The organism is Streptomyces sp. NPDC041135, assembly GCF_055592085.1.
In genome coordinates this window covers 203,195-217,583 of the sequence record NZ_JBVIYZ010000002.1, presented here as the reverse complement: position 1 = coordinate 217,583, position 14,389 = coordinate 203,195, and the positions used below count along the sequence as shown (strand labels likewise).

The window sequence follows — 14,389 nt, the reverse complement described above, 5'->3', positions numbered from 1 at the left end:
CGTTCCAGCTCACCCTCCGCAGCGCGCGCCCCCGGCGACAGCCGCCAGGCGAACAGTTCGGCGAGCCGTCGTACAGAAAACGAAGAGCACCTGGTCACGCGAGCGTGCGGGTGGCTTTCGGGGGAATTTGGGCCTCCATGGACACGCTCACCTTCGACAGTGACGACCTGGACGTCACCGAGGACTTCCTCAGCCGCGCCTACGCCCGGATGCGTATCGGCAGCGCGACGCCGGAGGCGAGCCGTGCCCGGGTCCGCCGCACCGGGATCCCCTCGCTCACTGTCGACGAACTCGACCTGGACTTCGAGATGAGCTACGCGGTGACCCCGCTCGGCCGGATCTGTCTGTGCGTCGTCCATGACGGAACGATCCGGGACCACCGGTTCCAGGGCGTCGACGACGCCTTCGGCCCCGGTGACGTGGTGCAGCTCGCGCCGCCGGACCTGCCGTACTCCGGGCGCATCTGCGACGCCCGCTACACCATCACGATGCTGGATCCGGCCCTGCTCACCCAGGTGGCCGCCACGGGACCGGAGCGGACCCGGCCGGTACGGCTGACCGGTCACCGGCCGCACGACGCGGCCGCCGCCCGGCGCCTGAGCGGCACCATCGGCTATCTGCGCGACCACGTGCTGAGCGACGCCACGCTGGCGGACCAGCCGCTGGTCGCCTCGACGGCCGCCCAGCACCTGGCCGCCTGCGTCCTGGCGACGTTCCCCAACACCGCCCTCACCGAGGCGACGGGCCAGGACCGGGGCGACGCCCGCCCGGAGGCGCTGCGCCGCGCGCTCGCCTACATCGACGACCACGCCGACCAGCCCGTCAGCGTCGGTGACATCGCGGCGGCCGCCCATGTCACCGTGCGCGCCCTGCAGTACGCGTTCCGGCGGCACCTGGACACGACCCCGCTGGCCCATCTGCGCCGGGTGCGGCTGGCCCACGCCCACCACGACCTGGTGGCCGCGGACCCCGGCACCGGGGTCACGGTCACCGAGGTCGCCACCCGCTGGGGCTTCTACCACCCGGGGCGCTTCGCCGCCCTGTACCGCGACACCTACCGGCGCGCTCCGCACCGGACGCTGGGCGGCTGAGGAACGGCGCGTCCCGGGACGCAGGTGCTCCGTCCCGGGACGCGGTCGTTCGGTACTGCGGCGTGACCGGGTCACGCGGTGATGCGGTGATGCGGTGATGCGGTTACGGGAACAGCGTCACCTTGGAGGGCGTGGTGCTGGTGCCCGAGGTGGGAGCGCCCGTGTTGTTGACGACGTGGGCGTACTGGCCCATGCCGCCGAGGGAGATCACCAGCAGGTCGTGCATCTTGATGCCCGAGCCGGTCGGCACCTGGAAGCCGTGCGCCTGGACGATCGAGGGATCGGCCGTGAAGTTGCAGTAGCTGCCCAGGCCCCACGCCTCGTGCGTGGTGACCGTGTCGGCGACCTTGTAGGCCGCGTAGCCGACGATGCCGTCGTGGGTGATGGCGGCGGAGTTCGGGACGTCGTACGCCTTCTCGTTCTGGAAGAAGATGGTCCGGCCGCGCTCGCCGGCCCAGTAGACGTCGTACTTGTTGAAGTGCTCGACGAACAGGCCGGTGGCGAGGACGTCGTTGCCGTTGACGCGCAGGCCGTAGTCGGCCCGGTTGGTCTCCCAGCCGACTCCGCTGCCGTGGTCGGCGCGCCACAGCCAGGTGTGGTCGATGATGACGTTGTTGCTGTTGACCACGACCGAGTTGGTGGCGAGGCCGGGTCCGGCACCGCCGATGCGGACGAACACGTCCTGCATGGTGGTGGGGTTGGCGGAGTGGTCGGCGGTGGAGCCGGGGGCGCCGATGCGCAGCAGCGTGTCGGAGTTGGCCGAGCCGGCGTCGATCAGGAACCCGGCGAGCTTGACGCCGTCGACGTCGGCCACGTGCATGGCGTCGACGCCGTTGTCCGGGACGAGCGTGGCCAGACCGAGCCCGAGGACGACGGTGTTGGCGCGGGTGACGTCGATGGTCCGGTCGAGGTGGTACACGCCCGGGGTGAAGAGGAGGTTGAGGCCCTGGGCGAGAGCGGCGTTGATGGTGGTGGCCGTCGCGCCGGGCTTGACGACGTAGAACTGGTCCAGCGGCAGCGAGGTGCCGGCGTTGGCCGGCCAGGAGACGCCGCGGGCGTTGGTGCGCTTGGCCGGGACGAACACCTTGTAGGTGGAGCCGTCCAGGTACAGGAAGGGCTTCTCCCGGGACACGGGGGTGGTGTCCAGCGTGGTGTACGGGCCGCTGTCGAAGTTGGTCGCGGGAGCGCCCTGGACACCGGAGAAGGTCATGTTCCACACGCCGTTGGACCAGCCGCCGACGGAGCTGTCCCGGGTGTACCACTGCTGCTGGGAGTACGGTCCGGCGGTGCCGTCGATCTTGGAGTCGGCGATGTAGCCGCCGGAGGCCCAGCCGTAGCCGTTGGGGGCGAGGTTGAGGCCGCCCTTGACGTGGATGCGGCGGAACGGCGCGGCCTGGGCGACGGCCCAGCGGTCGGTGCCGTTGGACGGTGTGATCGCCAGGTTCTCCGCCGAACGCCAGAAGTTCTGCGTGGCGTTGCCGTTGAACCAGCCGGCGTCCACGGTGACGTCACCGTTGATCTGGGTGTCGTCGGGGTTCAGGCCGAGACCGGAGATGGAGGTGTAGAAGCCGATCTGGGCGTTGATGCCGTTGTAGGTGCCCGGCTTCAGCAGGAACTGGTAGCGGCCGGAGCCGAACTGGTTGGACTCCTGCTTGGCGAAGACGTCGTCGAACTTCTGCTGAAGGTTCGGCGTGGAGGGGTCCACGACGATGACGTTCGGGCCGAGGTCGCCGCCGCCCTCGATCGGGGGCGTGCCACCGGTGGAGCCGGTGTGCACGGCCACCTCCCACAGCGAGTAGCCGTAGCCGGTGCCGCGGGCGGTGCCGTAGATCCGGACGTACCGGCCCGAGCCGCTGACGTCGTAGGAGGCGGTGCCGCCGGTCGCGCCGGTGACGGTCTTCAGGGTGTTCCAGGTGGTGCCGTCGGAGGACGCCTGGATCTGGAAGTCCTTGCCGTACGCGGCCTCCCAGTTGAGGTCGACCTTGCAGAGGTCCTTGACCGAGCCCAGGTCCACCCGCAGCCACTGCGGGTCGGCGGCCTGACTGGCCCAGCGGGTACCGGTGTTGCCGTCGAACGCGGCGGACGCGGGGGTGCCCGCGTTCTCCGTGGAGGAGGCGGTGGCGGTCTTGCCCTGCGCGGCGTTGGCGGTGTCGCAGGAGGCCGGCGGGGTGGTGGTGCCGGTGGTCCCGAACACCTGGAACTCCCAGAGGGAGTAGCCGTACTGGGTGGCGCGGTGCACGCCCTGCACGCGCACGTAACGGCCCTGCCCGGAGACGTCGACGGTGTCCACGCCGCCGTCGCCGCCGGTGACGGACTTCAGGTCGGTCCAGGAGGACCCGTTCGGCGATATCTGGAGCTTGTAGTCCTTGCCGTACGCGGCCTCCCAGTTGAGGACCACCTGGCTGACCGAGGCGGTGGCGCCCAGGTCGACCTGGAGCCACTGGTCGTCGGTCGCGGCCGAGGACCACCGGGTGGCGGTGTTGCCGTCCACGGCGTAGGCCGGGGCGGTGCCGGCGTTCTCCTGGGACGACGCGGTGGCCGTCTTCCCCTGGGACAGGGGCGTCGCGGCGTCGGCGGCCGCTGCGGCCGGAGTGTGGGCGGTTGGCAGGGCGATCAGCGCTGCCGTGGCGGCTAGCGCGATCCCCAGGGATCTCAGTCTCATGCTGCGGCTCCTGCGGTGGCGGAAAAACGACGAGCTGTCCCGAGCGGGCAACGGACTGATCTCATCGCTTAGTTCATGTTTTGATTTAAGTGGTGAGCCAACCGCGGGGCAAGCCTTCGGAAGCGAAATACTTCAACCACTGTGGCGGCCGTGCCGACGCGCTTCGTGACCTTCACCGGCAAAAGCGGCATGTCCGCGTCGTCGGTGGCGTCCGGCGCCGGGGCCGGGGGCGCCGGGTGGGCTGCCCGGGTGGGCTGCCCGGCCGGGCCGCTCAGTCCCGGGCGGCGGAGCGGGGGCGCAGGGTGCGCAGGTCGGTGTTCCAGTCCAGCCGCTGGACCAGGTCGTCGCTCCCGGGCGGCCGGTCGGCCGGCACGGATTGCCGGTCGGCCGGCACGGATTGCCGGTCGGCCGGCACGGATTGCCGGCCGGCCGGGGCGGGGGCGGGGCGGCCGCCCGGCGTGCCGGTGCCGCGGGACAACCCGCCGCTGACGGTGATGTTGTGCTCCACGCGCGGGCGCCGCAGCGCCTCGTAGAGGGCCGGCGCCCTCTGCGTGCCGGGCGTGTCCCGCAGTGCCTTGGCGAGGATCACCGCGTCCTCCAGCGCCATCGAGGCGCCCTGTCCGGTCGCCGGGGAGGCGGCGTGGGCGGCGTCCCCGACGAGGAGGACGCGGCCCGACCGCCAGGGCGTGCCCAGCGGCATCTCGGTGGCGTTGACGCCCATGAGCCCCGCACCGGTCGCGGCGACGATGCCGGCGGCGGGCGTGCGGTCGGCGCGCAGCAGCTCGACGAGCCGGTCGCGCCAGGCGGCGGGCGTGGGCCGGGCGAGTTCCGGCGCGGTCAGCGGGGAGTCGCTGACGCGGGCGAACCAGTACGTCTCCCCGGCGGGCGAGACCGCGTAGCCGAAGGCGGGGCCGGTGCCGCGGATCATGGTGATGCGGCCACTCTCCGAGCCGTCCCCATGGCCGTCCCCGCAGCCGTATCCGTATCCGTATCCGTAGAAGACGCGCTGGCCGGCGTAGACCGGGCGGGCGGCCGGGGCGGTCAGGCCGCGGACCGTGGAGTTGAGGCCGTCCGCGGCGACGAGCAGGTCACCGGTCGAGCGGGTGCCGTCGGCGAAGTGGGCGCTCACGCCGTCCGGGCCGTCCGCCACGGACACCAGCCGGGCGCCGTGGCGCAGGGGGATGCCCCGGCGCACGGCTTCCGCCTGGAGCGCGGCGTTCAGCTCCCCCCGGCGCACGCACCGGTACCGCAGCACCGGGTCGCCGGCCTCGCCGAGGGGGACGTGGGCCAGTTCGGCGCCCAGGGCGTCCAGCACGCGCATCGAAGTCAGCGGAAAACCGACTGCCGTGACGGCGTCCGAGGCGTCGAGCTGGGCCAGCGCCCGCATGCCGTTGCTGCCCAGCGTCAGGAACGCGCCGAGGTCCTCCGCCGTACCGGGATGCGCTTCGTGGACGCTGACCTCGAGGCCGGCCTTGTGCAGGGCCAGCGCGGCCGCCGTGCCCGCGATCCCGGCGCCGATCACCACCACGCGCGTCATGCCCAGCTCCCGTCGGCCGTGTGACACCTCCATCCAAGAGCAGCGGCGGCTCCCGGGCGCGCACGGGGGCGAGATCCGGACAGGGCCTTCGTCCGCACCCGTGGGCGGGGGCGCACGGCGAACCGGGACGTCACGTCCGTGCGCGGTGTGTCCGACGGCCGCGGCGAGGCGTTTCCGGCGGCCCAGCGGGTACGTGCCGGGCCATGCGGGTGAGTGTGGTGGACGCGGGTTCGAAGACGGTCCGGCTGGTGGTCGCGGACGCGGAGGGCGGTGTCCCACTGCCCGTGCACACGGTCAAGTGGAAGCTGCGCCTGTCCGAGCACGTCGAGCCCGACGGCACCATCGGCGAGGAGGCGGTGGAGCAGCTGGTCGGGGCGGTGGCCGCGGCGGGCAGCACGGCCCGGCGCTGGAAGGCGGCCGGCCCGCTGGCCTTCGCCACCGCCGTCGTGCGCAACGCGCCCAACCGGGACGAGGTGCTGCACCGGGTGACGTCGGAGACCGGGATCACCATGTGCACCCTGCCCGGGGAGACCGAGGCCGAGCTGACGTTCCTGGCCGCGCGCCGCTGGCTGGGCTGGAACGCCGGCCCGCTGGCGCTGCTGGACATCGGCGGCGGCTCGCTGGAGGTGGCCTTCGGACGCGGGCGGCTGCCCGACTTCGCCGCCTCCCTGCCGCTGGGCGCGAACCGGCTGACGCAGGAGTACCTCGGCGTCCAGGACCCGCCCGGGCAGGGCGAGCTGAAGGAGCTGCGCCGCCGGGTCCGCCACGAGCTGCGGGACGTGGCGGCCCGCATCCGCTGGGAGGGTCCGCGCACCGCGGCGGTGACCTCCCGGACCTTCCAGCAGCTGGCCCGGCTGTGCGGCGCCGCGCCCGGGCGGCACGGCCCCTTCGTCCGGCGCGAGATGCTCCGCCGCGACCTCTGCGAGGCGATCCGCACCCTGGCCGCCGTGCCCGCCGCCGAGCGCGCCCAGCTGCCCGGCATCTCGGCGCCGCGCGCCGGGCAGAGCCTGGCCGGCGCCGTCGTCGGGCACACCGCGCTGAAGCTGATGGGGCTGCGCCGGGTCGTCGTCTGCCCGTGGGCGATCCGCGAGGGCATCCTCCTGCGGTACATCGAGGACGGCGCCGACTGGTGGACGCGGACCACCGCGGACTGCGCCACCGGCCCCGGCTCCGGCGCCCTCACCCCGCCCGCGCCGGCCCTGCGCATCGCCACGCCCTCCGCGTAGCGCGGGCCCTACCCGTCGTCGCGGTCCGCCGCCGCGCCCTGCCCCGCACCGGCGTGCGGCGGCTCGTGCCGTCCCGGTCCCGGCCCGTCGTCCGCCGAGGTGAGCGCGGCGAGGAGCCGGGCGGCGGTCACCGTCGGATCGTCCTTGTACGAAGTCCAGCGGGTGAAGGTCCCGGCTGCCGCACCGGACCGTCGCCCCGGCGGCCACCGCCTGCGCGGCGACGCCCGCTCACCGGGGTGCACGATCCCCTCATCCGCGTCAGCCATGCAGTGACCCTGACCAGCCGGCGGCGCGGCGGTCCGGTGCCCGGGCGGGCGGTACCCGGCCGGTCCCCCGGCGCCGACCCGCGCCGGACGGCAAAGAAATCGTATGGTCTAGTCCAAAAGCCAACTTGGTCTAGTCCAATCCATTGACATGATCCCAACAGCCGTCAGAGGCTGGGGCACCTCCCCACCCCACCCCCTCTGGAGGCTCCAGTGAGACGTCTTCGCGCATGTCTGGGCGCGGCGGCCGCCGTCACGCTCGCCGCCGCGGGCACGACCGCGCTCGTCGCGGGCAGCGCCTCGGGCGCCACCACCGCGCTCAGCAACCGGTGGTACGCCGCCGCCCCCTATCTGATGCCGCTGGACAACGACCCGCCGGACGCGGGCGCGATCATGGACGCCACCGGCCTGAAGGCCTTCCAGCTGGCCTTCGTCCTCGCGCCCAACGGCGGCGGCTGCTCGCCCACCTGGGGCGGCACGGCGCCGGTCTCCTCGGACACGGCCGTGCAGTCGGTGATCAACACCATCCGCGCCAAGGGCGGTGACGTCTCCGTCTCCATCGGCGGCTACGGCGGCACCAAGCTCGGCCAGGCCTGCGCGGACCCGGCCGCCACGGCGGCCGCCTACCAGCAGGTCATCACCAAGTACGGCCTGCACGCGATCGACTTCGACCTGGAGGAGCCGGAGTACGAGAACACGGCGGCCATCCACAACGAGATCGGCGCCGCGAAGATCCTCCAGCAGAACAACCCCGGCCTGTACGTCTCGGTCACCACGGCCGGCACGGCGGACGGCACCGGCTGGTTCGGCAAGCAGATGCTGCTGGAGGCCAAGTCGCAGGGGTTCACCCCGAACAACTTCTCCATCATGCCGTTCGACGGTGGCTTCAACGGGGCGGCGAGCCAGACCGCCGCGCTGACCAACTTCAACTCGATCCTGCAGTCCACCTTCGGCTGGGACCAGGCGACGGCGTACGCGCACGAGGGCTTCTCGGGCATGAACGGGCGCAGCGACACGGGCGAGTACTTCAGCCAGGCGGACTTCCAGACGGTGCTCGACTACACGACGAGCCACCACATGGACCGGTTCACGTTCTGGTCGCTGAACCGCGACCGGCAGTGCACCCCGGCCGACAACGGCGGCCGGACCTCCGGCACCTGCTCCAGCGTCGCCCAGAACGCCTGGGACTTCGCGAAGTACTCGGTGAAGTTCGCCGGCGTCACCCCGCCGACCGGCACCCCGACGCCGATCCCCACACCCACGCCCACGCCCACTCCGACGCCGAACTCGTGCAAGACGGCGTGGAGTTCCAGCGCGGTGTACACCTCCGGCAACGAGGTCTCGTACAACAAGCACAACTGGAAGGCCAAGTGGTGGACCCAGAACGAGGCGCCCGGCGCCTCGGAGTGGGGACCGTGGCAGGACGAGGGCGCCTGCTGAACCCCTTGACGGGTCAGGTCCGGACCTTTAGCTTCTCGGTCACCGGTGACCACGGATGCGTTCGGCGTTCAGCTGGCTGAACGAGCGCCGAACGTGTACCGGTCCGACGAAAGGGACCCCCACATGACCCGATCCCGGCTCCTCACGGCGAGCGCCACCGCGTGCCTCGCCCTCGCCCTCACCGCCCTCGGCACCGGCGGCGCGCACGCGGCCGATCCGAGCGTCGCCCCGGGCGGCAACTTCGACCTCTCCGTCTGGCAGCTCCAGGAGCCCGTCGGCTCCCCCGGCTCCCCCACCACCATCCCCTCCTCCCGGCTCCAGGGCGCGAACGGCTACCAGGACGCGTACTTCTACACCGACACCCGCGACGGCGCGATGACCTTCTGGGCGCCCGAGAAGGGCGTCACCACGCCGAACTCCAACTACGCCCGCTCCGAGCTGCGCGAGATGAACCGCGACGGCGGCGCCGCGGACTGGGCCCTGGGCGGCTCGCACCGGATGAGCGCGACCCTGCGGGTCGTCTCCGTGACCAAGAACGTGTGCGTGGGCCAGATCCACCTCGGCTCCGGCGGCACCTCCACGAAACCGCTGGTCGAGCTGTACTACCACGCGAACGGCGACATCGTGCTCGGCACCGAGAACTCGCCGTCCGGCGGCCAGACCACGCACACCGTGGGCCACGTGTCCATCGGCAAGACCTGGAACTACACCATCGCCGTCTCCGGCGGGAACACCGTCGACCTGACCGTCAACGGCACCACCACCCACTACGGCATCCCGTCCTCCTTCAGCCCCTACCACCAGTACTTCAAGGCCGGCTCCTACAACCAGTCCTCCTCCGACAGCACCACCGCGGGGGCGCGGGTGGCGTTCTACGGCCTGACCGTCTCACACGGCTGACACATGCTCCGACCTGCGCGACTGGTGCATCCGGGCGGGCGGTCGTAGCGTCGGGAGCAGCGCTCGGGGACGGTTCGACGGGTGGGAGCGACCATGCGCGCATCACTGACGGGAACGGCGGTCACCCTGGCGGCGGGAGCGCTGCTCACCGCGGCCATGACCACGGCCTCGGCCGGCCCGGCCACCACGGCACCCGAGGCCGCTCCGCCGCCGCCCGTGCTCGTCGACTGCCAGTGGCAGCGCGACATCCGCCCGACCGACTTCATCCTCGCCTGCGGTGACGGCAACAGCCGCCTGACCGGGCTCCAGTGGAAGCAGTGGGGCCCGGACGCCGCGACCGCCGTGGGCGTGAACGCGGTCAACGACTGCAAGCCGTACTGCGCGGCCGGCACCTTCCGCTACTACCAGGTGCGGGTGCGGCTCGACCACCCGCAGGCCTGGAAGAAGGACCCGGCCGTCCAGCACTGGACCCGGATCGTGCTGACCTACGACGGCGCCCGTCCGCAGGGCTTCCAGCAGGTCACGACCTACCCGCTCTGGGACTGACCGCCTCCGGCCCCGGACGGACCGCCCCGGACCGGGCGGCCGGGCCCGTGCGTCACCCCTGCGTGTGCCGCGTGGCGGTCCGGCCTGGGCCGCGCGGGCGATCCTGCGGCCCGGCTCCCGCAACCGGCACCCCCCGCCCCGTCATGTTGGTGTGGCCCCGCACGCCGGCGCCCCGCGCGCCGACCGGAAAGAGGTCACATGCCCCGACTCCCCCGCCTGGCCGGTGCCGCCACGACCGCCCTGGCGCTCGGTCTGGCCGTCGCCGCACCCGCCACCGGTGACGAGCCGCTCGTCACCGCCCCGCACATCGTCGCCCACTTCGACCCCGCCGCCGGGCAGACGCCCGAGAACATCGTGCTGGAGCGCGACGGCTCCGCCGACGTCACCCTCGCCTTCGCCCGCCGGGTCGTCCGCATCGGCGTCGACGGCACCACCACCCCCCTCGCGGAACTGCCGGCCGTCCCCGACCCGCGCACCCCGCTCGTCCACGGCGCCGTCGTCACCGGCATCGCCCGCGCCCAGGACGGCACCCTCTACGTCAACTACGCCACCGGCACCTCCGCCGCCACCGGCGTCTGGCGCGTCACCCCGGGCGGCGGCGCACCCGTACGGATCGCCGCGCTGCCCGCCGACGGGATGCCCAACGGGCTGGCCCTCGACGAGCAGCGGGGCGTGCTCTACGCCGCCGACTCGGTGCGCGGCACCATCTGGCAGGTGCCCCGGGAAGGTGGCCGGGCCACCGCCTGGGCCACCGGCACCGCGTTCACCGGGCTCCCGGCGCCCGCCTCCGGGATCGGCGCCAACGGCATCGCGGTCCACCGGGGCGCCGTATGGGTGTCCAACACCGACCGGGGCACGCTGCTGCGCGTCCCCGTCCGCCCCGACGGCTCGGCGGACACCACCGAGACCCGGGCCGGCGGCCTGGAGGGGATCGACGACTTCTCCTTCCCCGGCCGCGGCGGCACCGTGCTGGCCGCGCTGAACGCACGCGACGAGGTCGTCCTGGTCAGCCCGGACGGCACCCGCAGCGTCCTGCTCACCCGCGGCGACGGGCTGTCCGGGCCGACCTCGGTGACGGTGCGCGGCCGCACCGTGTACGTGCCCAGCGCGGCGTACGCCGACGGGCGGGACCCGAACCTGCTGCTCGCCAGCCTGCGGCATCTCCTGGGCCGGGTGTAGCGGCGCGCACGTGGCCCGGAACGGCGCTCGCCGCGACCGGGACCGGTCGCGGCGAGCACTGTTCCGGGTGAGCCCCGAGGACGGTCCCTCAGGCGATCTCGACGAGCAGGTCGCCGCCCTCCACCTGCTGGATGCGGTTGATGGCCAGCCGGGAGACCCGGCCCGCCTTCGGCGCCGTGATCGTGGCCTCCATCTTCATGGCCTCGATGGTGGCCACCGTCGCGCCGGCCACCACCTCCGCGCCCTCGGCCACCACCAGCGTCACCACACCCGCGAACGGCGCCGCCACATGGCCGGGGTTGCCGCGGTCGGCCTTCTCGGTCACCGGGACGTCGGAGGCCGCCGCCCGGTCCCGGACCTGGATCGGGCGCAGCTGGCCGTTGAGCGTGGACATCACGGTCCGCATCCCGCGCTCGTCGGCCTCGCCGACCGCCTGCAGCCCGATCAGCAGCCGCACCCCGGGCTCCAGGTCGACGGCGTACTCCTTGCCCGGGCGCAGGCCGTAGAAGAAGTCCTTGCTGTCGAGGACGCTGGTGTCGCCGTAGCTCTGGCGGTGGGTGTCGAACTCGCGGGTCGGGGCGGGGAACAGCAGCCGGTTCAGGGTGGCCCGGCGGTCCTTGAGCAGGCCGTCGCGGTCCTCGGCGGACAGCTCGGGCACGGGCTTGGCCCCGGCGCGGCCCTTCAGGGCCTTGGTGCGGAACGGCTCCGGCCAGCCGCCGGGCGGGGTGCCCAGCTCGCCGCGCAGGAAGCCGATGACCGAGTCGGGGATGTCGAAGCGGTCCGGGGTCGCCTCGAAGTCCCCGGGCGCCACACCGGCGCCCACCAGGTGCAGGGCGAGGTCGCCGACCACCTTGGACGACGGGGTGACCTTGACCAGCCGGCCGAGGATGCGGTCGGCGGCCGCGTACATCGCCTCGATGTCCTCGAAGCGGTCGCCGAGGCCGAGGGCGACGGCCTGGGTGCGCAGGTTGGACAGCTGCCCGCCGGGGATCTCGTGGTGGTAGACGCGGCCGGTCGGGGAGGCGAGGCCCGCCTCGAAGGGGGCGTAGATCCGGCGGACGCTCTCCCAGTACGGCTCCAGGTCGCCGACGGCCTGGAGGTCGAGGCCGGTGGGCCGGTCGGAGTGGTCGGTGGCGGCGACGATCGCCGACAGCGACGGCTGCGAGGTCGTACCGGCCATGGAGGCCACCGCGCCGTCCACCGCGTCCGCGCCCGCCTGGATCGCGGCGAGGTAGGTGGCGAGCTGGCCGCCGGCGGTGTCGTGGGTGTGCAGGTGCACCGGCAGGTCGAACTCGCGGCGCAGCGCCGACACCAGGGTGGCCGCGGCCGGGGCGCGCAGCAGTCCGGCCATGTCCTTGACGGCCAGGACGTGGGCGCCCGCCTCGACGATCTGCTCGGCCAGCCGCAGGTAGTAGTCGAGGGTGTAGAGGCGCTCGCGGGGGTCGGACAGGTCGGAGGTGTAGCAGAGGGCGACCTCGGCGACCGCCGTGCCGGTCTCCCGTACGGCCTCGATGGCGGGCCGCATCTGGCCCACGTCGTTGAGCGCGTCGAAGATCCGGAAGATGTCGATGCCGGTGGCGGCGGCCTCCTGCACGAAGGCGTCGGTCACCTCCGTCGGGTACGGCGTGTAGCCGACGGTGTTGCGGCCGCGCAGCAGCATCTGGAGGCAGATGTTCGGTACGGCCTCGCGCAGGGCGGCCAGCCGCTCCCAGGGGTCCTCGGCGAGGAAGCGCAGGGCGACGTCGTAGGTGGCGCCGCCCCAGCACTCCAGGGACAGCAGCTGCGGCAGGGTGCGGGCGACGGTCGGGGCGACGGCGAGCAGGTCCCGGGTGCGCACCCGGGTGGCCAGCAGCGACTGGTGGGCGTCGCGGAAGGTGGTGTCCGTGACGCCGATGGTCGGGGACTCGCGCAGCCGGCGGGCGAAGCCCTCCGGGCCGACGTCGACGAGCAGTTGGCGGGAGCCGGCGGGCGGTTCGCCCGCGGGCAGCGGCGGCAGCTTGGTGACCGGGTCGATCAGCTGGGGGCGCTCGCCGTGCGGCTTGTTGACGGTGACGTCGGCGAGGTAGGTGAGCAGCTTGGTGCCGCGGTCGGCGGAGTGCCGGGAGGTGAGCAGGTGCGGGCGCTGCTCGATGAACGACGTGGTGACCCGGCCGGCCTGGAAGTCGGGGTCGTCGAGGACCGCCTGGAGGAAGGGGATGTTGGTGGCCACGCCGCGGATGCGGAACTCGGCCACGGCCCGCCGGGCGCGTCCGACGGCGGACTTGAAGTCCCGTCCGCGGCAGGTGAGTTTGACCAGCATGGAGTCGAAGTGGGCGCTGATCTCGGTGCCGGCGTGGGTGGTGCCGCCGTCGAGCCGGATGCCGGAGCCGCCGGGCGAGCGGTAGGCGCTGATGCGGCCGGTGTCCGGGCGGAAGCCGTTGGCGGGGTCCTCGGTGGTGATGCGGCACTGCAGGGCGGCGCCGCGCAGGGTGACCGTGTCCTGGGACAGGCCGAGGTCGGCCAGGCTCTCGCCGGAGGCGATGCGCAGCTGGGCCTGGACGAGGTCGACGTCGGTGACCTCCTCGGTCACGGTGTGCTCGACCTGGATGCGCGGGTTCATCTCGATGAAGACGTGGTTGCCGGCGCGGTCGAGCAGGAACTCGACGGTGCCCGCGTTGCGGTAGCCGATCTCGCGGGCGAAGCGCACGGCGTCGGCGCAGATCCGCTCGCGCAGCTCCGGGTCCAGGTTGGGGGCCGGGGCCAGCTCGATGACCTTCTGGTGGCGGCGCTGGAGCGAGCAGTCCCGCTCGAAGAGGTGGATGACGTTGCCCTCGCCGTCGGCGAGGATCTGCACCTCGATGTGGCGGGGCTCGACGACGGCCTTCTCCAGGAAGACGGTGGGGTCGCCGAACGCGGAGGCGGCCTCCCGGGAGGCCGCCTCGATGGACTCGCGCAGCTGCGCCGGTTCCTCGACGCGGCGCATGCCGCGGCCGCCGCCGCCGGCGACCGCCTTGACGAACACGGGGAAGCCGACCTCCTCGGCGGCCCGCACCAGTTCGTCCACGTCGGTGGAGGGTGCGCAGGAGCCGAGCACCGGTACGCCGGCGGCCCGGGCGGCGGCGACCGCGCGGGCCTTGTTGCCGGTCAGCTCCAGCGTGGCCGCGCTCGGGCCGACGAAGGTGATGCCCGCCTCCTCGCAGGCGCGGGCCAGTTCCGGGTTCTCGGAGAGGAACCCGTAGCCCGGGTAGACGGCGTCGGCCCCGGCCCGGCGGGCGGCGCCCACGATCTCCTCCACGGAGAGGTAGGCGCGCACCGGATGCCCCGGTGCGCCGATCTCGTAGGCCTCGTCGGCCTTGAGCCGGTGCAGCGAGTTGCGGTCCTCGTGCGGGAAGACGGCGACGGTTCGCGCGCCGAGTTCGTAGCCCGCCCGGAACGCGCGGATCGCGATCTCGCCACGGTTGGCGACCAGCACCTTGCGGAACATCCTGGATCCCTTCAGCCTGCCGGCGACGGACACCATGGTGTCAGCCCTGCCCTGGGTTGCTCGCCGCCACATTAGGGGGTGG

The 14,389-nt window shown here is 73.2% G+C and carries 10 protein-coding genes; 6 read left to right on the top strand and 4 right to left on the bottom strand.

The genetic code is table 11. The annotated features are described in order from the left end of the window. Window positions 1–137: 137 nt before the first annotated feature. Window positions 138–1,091: an AraC family transcriptional regulator gene (locus tag ACZ6CZ_RS05235; RefSeq protein ID WP_469014945.1), complete on the top strand. Its 954-nt coding sequence runs from the start codon at window positions 138–140 to the stop codon at window positions 1,089–1,091. Window positions 1,092–1,194: 103 nt separating this feature from the next. On the opposite strand, the gene ACZ6CZ_RS05230 is transcribed toward ACZ6CZ_RS05235, so the two are convergent. Together ACZ6CZ_RS05230 and ACZ6CZ_RS05225 are read right to left on the bottom strand one after the other, a co-directional pair. Then, window positions 1,195–3,753, bottom strand: a complete 2,559-nt coding sequence (locus ACZ6CZ_RS05230; protein WP_469014940.1) for a discoidin domain-containing protein — start codon at window positions 3,751–3,753, stop codon at window positions 1,195–1,197. 271 nt (window positions 3,754–4,024) lie between these two features. Then, window positions 4,025–5,290, bottom strand: a complete 1,266-nt coding sequence (locus tag ACZ6CZ_RS05225) for an FAD-dependent oxidoreductase (protein ID WP_469014935.1) — start codon at window positions 5,288–5,290, stop codon at window positions 4,025–4,027. Between the two features lie 203 nt (window positions 5,291–5,493). Here ACZ6CZ_RS05225 and ACZ6CZ_RS05220 point away from each other — a divergent pair, with 203 nt between their 5' ends. Continuing rightward, window positions 5,494–6,516, top strand: coding sequence for a Ppx/GppA family phosphatase (locus ACZ6CZ_RS05220; RefSeq protein ID WP_469014932.1), 1,023 nt, complete (start codon window positions 5,494–5,496; stop codon window positions 6,514–6,516). A gap of 8 nt (window positions 6,517–6,524) precedes the next feature. On the opposite strand, the gene ACZ6CZ_RS05215 is transcribed toward ACZ6CZ_RS05220, so the two are convergent. Next, complete coding sequence (locus tag ACZ6CZ_RS05215; protein WP_469014928.1) at window positions 6,525–6,782, bottom strand: hypothetical protein; 258 nt, start codon at window positions 6,780–6,782, stop codon at window positions 6,525–6,527. Between the two features lie 210 nt (window positions 6,783–6,992). Between ACZ6CZ_RS05215 and ACZ6CZ_RS05210 the strand changes: the two genes are divergently transcribed. The 4 genes from ACZ6CZ_RS05210 (at window position 6,993) to ACZ6CZ_RS05195 (ending at window position 10,844) form a co-directional block, all read left to right on the top strand. Beyond that, window positions 6,993–8,219, top strand: coding sequence for a carbohydrate-binding protein (locus ACZ6CZ_RS05210; protein ID WP_469014924.1), 1,227 nt, complete (start codon window positions 6,993–6,995; stop codon window positions 8,217–8,219). A 123-nt stretch (window positions 8,220–8,342) separates the two neighbouring features. Beyond that, window positions 8,343–9,119, top strand: coding sequence for a polysaccharide lyase family 7 protein (locus ACZ6CZ_RS05205; RefSeq protein WP_469014920.1), 777 nt, complete (start codon window positions 8,343–8,345; stop codon window positions 9,117–9,119). 93 nt (window positions 9,120–9,212) lie between these two features. Further along, window positions 9,213–9,665 carry a hypothetical protein gene (locus ACZ6CZ_RS05200; protein WP_469014918.1) on the top strand — a complete coding sequence of 151 codons (453 nt, stop codon included), beginning with the start codon at window positions 9,213–9,215 and terminating at the stop codon, window positions 9,663–9,665. 198 nt (window positions 9,666–9,863) lie between these two features. Continuing rightward, a complete protein-coding gene (locus tag ACZ6CZ_RS05195) occupies window positions 9,864–10,844 on the top strand; it encodes an NHL repeat-containing protein (RefSeq protein WP_469014915.1) in 981 nt (326 codons plus the stop codon). 88 nt (window positions 10,845–10,932) lie between these two features. On the opposite strand, the gene ACZ6CZ_RS05190 is transcribed toward ACZ6CZ_RS05195, so the two are convergent. Further along, window positions 10,933–14,307 carry a pyruvate carboxylase gene (locus tag ACZ6CZ_RS05190; protein WP_469014909.1) on the bottom strand — a complete coding sequence of 1,125 codons (3,375 nt, stop codon included), beginning with the start codon at window positions 14,305–14,307 and terminating at the stop codon, window positions 10,933–10,935. Between the last annotated feature and the right edge of the window lie 82 nt (window positions 14,308–14,389).

Bases quoted from the DNA above. Each gene is read 5' to 3' on its own strand.
- ACZ6CZ_RS05205 (WP_469014920.1), top strand. From the start codon at position 8,343: ATGACCCGATCCCGGCTCCTCACGGCGAGCGCCACCGCGTGCCTCGCC.
- ACZ6CZ_RS05220 (WP_469014932.1), top strand. From the start codon at position 5,494: ATGCGGGTGAGTGTGGTGGACGCGGGTTCGAAGACGGTCCGGCTGGTG.
- ACZ6CZ_RS05200 (WP_469014918.1), top strand. From the start codon at position 9,213: ATGCGCGCATCACTGACGGGAACGGCGGTCACCCTGGCGGCGGGAGCG.
- ACZ6CZ_RS05195 (WP_469014915.1), top strand. From the start codon at position 9,864: ATGCCCCGACTCCCCCGCCTGGCCGGTGCCGCCACGACCGCCCTGGCG.
- ACZ6CZ_RS05225 (WP_469014935.1), bottom strand. From the start codon at position 5,290: ATGACGCGCGTGGTGGTGATCGGCGCCGGGATCGCGGGCACGGCGGCC.
- ACZ6CZ_RS05190 (WP_469014909.1), bottom strand. From the start codon at position 14,307: ATGTTCCGCAAGGTGCTGGTCGCCAACCGTGGCGAGATCGCGATCCGC.
- ACZ6CZ_RS05215 (WP_469014928.1), bottom strand. From the start codon at position 6,782: ATGGCTGACGCGGATGAGGGGATCGTGCACCCCGGTGAGCGGGCGTCG.
- ACZ6CZ_RS05235 (WP_469014945.1), top strand. From the start codon at position 138: ATGGACACGCTCACCTTCGACAGTGACGACCTGGACGTCACCGAGGAC.
- ACZ6CZ_RS05230 (WP_469014940.1), bottom strand. From the start codon at position 3,753: ATGAGACTGAGATCCCTGGGGATCGCGCTAGCCGCCACGGCAGCGCTG.